Origin of the sequence: Janibacter anophelis NBRC 107843 (assembly GCF_001570945.1) — a bacterium.
Classification (GTDB): Bacteria; Actinomycetota; Actinomycetes; order Actinomycetales; family Dermatophilaceae; genus Janibacter; species Janibacter anophelis.
The window spans coordinates 1-2123 of the sequence record NZ_BCSQ01000110.1 but is presented as its reverse complement, the minus strand read 5'-3'; the positions used below and the strand labels follow the sequence as shown (position 1 = coordinate 2123).

Sequence of the window (2123 nt, the reverse complement as noted above, 5' to 3'; positions counted from 1 at the left end):
GTCCACACCGGCATCCCCACCAGGCCGACCGAGCCCGGAGCGTCGTCGGGTGCGATCCCGATCTTCGGGGCGCGCATCTTCATCCGGGCGATTGCCTGGTCAGCCAGGGTCCGCGCGTTCGGCAGGTTCGCCGCGGCTGGCGGTCCACCGTCGGGGGGTGTCGCGGACCAGAACAATTGGTTTCTCATCGCTCCATCGCCGGGACCACCGATAGTCATCCCGCCCGCGCTGTCGATCAGGCACGAGTAGATCGCGCCCTTGGTGTTCCCCTGCCACACGGGGTCTGACGGCGGGGGCGGGGAAGCAACTGCACTGACGTAGCACTGGGCCGACGACGACCACCACCGACCCGTGTTTTTCTCAATGTAGGGGATGACCTTCCCCTCGTCGCGGCACTCTCGTTTCGTCGAGGTGACTTCCGAGGTCCTACCACCTGTGGTGTTTGCGCCCGTGTTCTGCGACGACTGCTTCTTTTTGTCCTGGTCGTCCGACGAAGCGACTTTGACCTTGCAGTTTCCGAACTCGTCCTTCACGGCGCAGCCCACGGGGTCGGCTTGCTTCTGAGCCGACTGCAGATCGCTCGCCGAACTCGGCAGGGTCAGCCCGAGGGTGAGGACGGCACCGCCAATTGCGAGAGCCGACCGCCGATCAACACGGGCCCTCGACTGATTCGGAGACGACGCGCCACTTTCCGTCTTGCCCCTCGCCATCGCTCTTGTCCACCGTGTAGATGTGCTCGAGGCGGTCGTGCTTCACCGGGATCTCTTGACCGTCTGCCTCCTTGATGGTCACGGCAGTGAGGTCGGTACAGGCCACTACCCGCTGACGGGTCGACGACTTCTTCGAAGCCGTTGCCTCGACGATGACCAAGGAACCCTCGTAGGTTCGTCCTTTCTCGCGGTCATCACGGATGTTGAACGTGCGCTGCTTGTACGCCTGTCCTGTGGCATATGCCCCTAGGGCCCCGGTTTCCTTCGTCGGCTTCAGGCGCAGTTGCGCCGAGGTCTTCTCGTAGTTCTTGACCACCTTGATGGCCGTGGCACCGTCAGGGTTGCTGTCGGTGGTCGAGGTGGTCGACGAATTCGGTGTCGTGCTTGAAGAGCTGCTGCTCGAGGCACTCGTGTTGGTGTCTGTGCCGTCACTCTCTCCGCCGCAGCCGGCCAGCGTCACCAGCGCAGCAGCGAGACTCGCGGTCACGACGGTGGGGCGGGTGTGCAGACGCATGGTTGTCCTCTCGGCCCAGCACGACGGGATCGGTCTCCCCCTGGACCAATGCCAACGTCTCACGGCGAGGCTCGCCTCGCATCTTGAACCGCGCCGGGTCACCGAAGATGAGTACTACTCACCACCCCCCCGGACGCCTCGCGTGGGACTGGGCCACGCGTAGGGGCTCGCTCAGCGAGCGTGCACGCGGGTGCGGTGCTCCTTCAGCCCTGCTGCGGCGACGAACGCGTGCGCGCACTCTAGCCAGTGCAACTCCCGCGTGTTCTCCCAATTGTTGACCGTGGCTTCCCACCACCAGGCGCGACTGCCCTCGAGGCCGTCGGCGGCCGGCAGCGTGCCCTTGCGCCGGTACTGGGAGATCGCTGAAGGGGTCCACCCGTAACGTGACCGAAGGTCTGACGGGATGAGCCTGCGCGGCGTCAGCTCACTGTGCCCCTCGACGAGTTGCCGACGCAGCCGCGCCACCGGCGCGCCCAGGGCCGCAGCCACCTGGGAAACAGGGTCCCCCGCACGCTAGCTGCGCAGCGCCTCCACTGCGTCACCGGTGTCCGGAAGACCGGAGTCGGGCCAGCCGTCCAGGGCCAGCGCCATGACGCAGGCCATGGTGCTTGACAGGTCGGCGATGGCCTCATCACCCAAGCCGCTCGAGCGAGCCTGCACCCATCGGGGCAGGTCCTCCAGGTGAGGCGCGATCAGGGCCAGTGCCGTGGCCGTCAGCTCGTTCTGAACACGCGAGTGTGGCCGGTCCCAGTCTCGGGCGATGTCGGTCATGCGGACCGCTCCCGTCGCCCACCGGCGCAAGGTCTCGACCTGCTCCCGCCGGAATCGGCCGGTGTCCGCGCCGTGCGAGCCCCGCACACTCATACCCCTGCGCCCCCAACGCTCAGCTCGTCGACGTG

Annotated in this window: 3 protein-coding genes and 1 pseudogene; all 4 read right to left on the bottom strand. The window is 66.6% G+C overall.

Annotated features, from left to right (window positions below; translation table 11 throughout):
• Window positions 1-533 (bottom strand): annotated as a pseudogene (locus tag JAN01S_RS17005) (hypothetical protein); the annotation flags it as partial.
• Between the two features lie 115 nt (window positions 534-648).
• Window positions 649-1224, bottom strand: coding sequence for a hypothetical protein (locus JAN01S_RS16345; protein WP_068319884.1), 576 nt, complete (start codon window positions 1222-1224; stop codon window positions 649-651).
• A gap of 171 nt (window positions 1225-1395) precedes the next feature.
• Window positions 1396-1713 carry a hypothetical protein gene (locus tag JAN01S_RS16340; RefSeq protein ID WP_068319882.1) on the bottom strand — a complete coding sequence of 106 codons (318 nt, stop codon included), beginning with the start codon at window positions 1711-1713 and terminating at the stop codon, window positions 1396-1398.
• Window positions 1714-1737: 24 nt separating this feature from the next.
• Window positions 1738-1995 (bottom strand): hypothetical protein, encoded by a 258-nt coding sequence (locus tag JAN01S_RS16335; protein WP_157075820.1) that lies wholly within the window; start codon window positions 1993-1995, stop codon window positions 1738-1740.
• Window positions 1996-2123 lie beyond the last annotated feature (128 nt).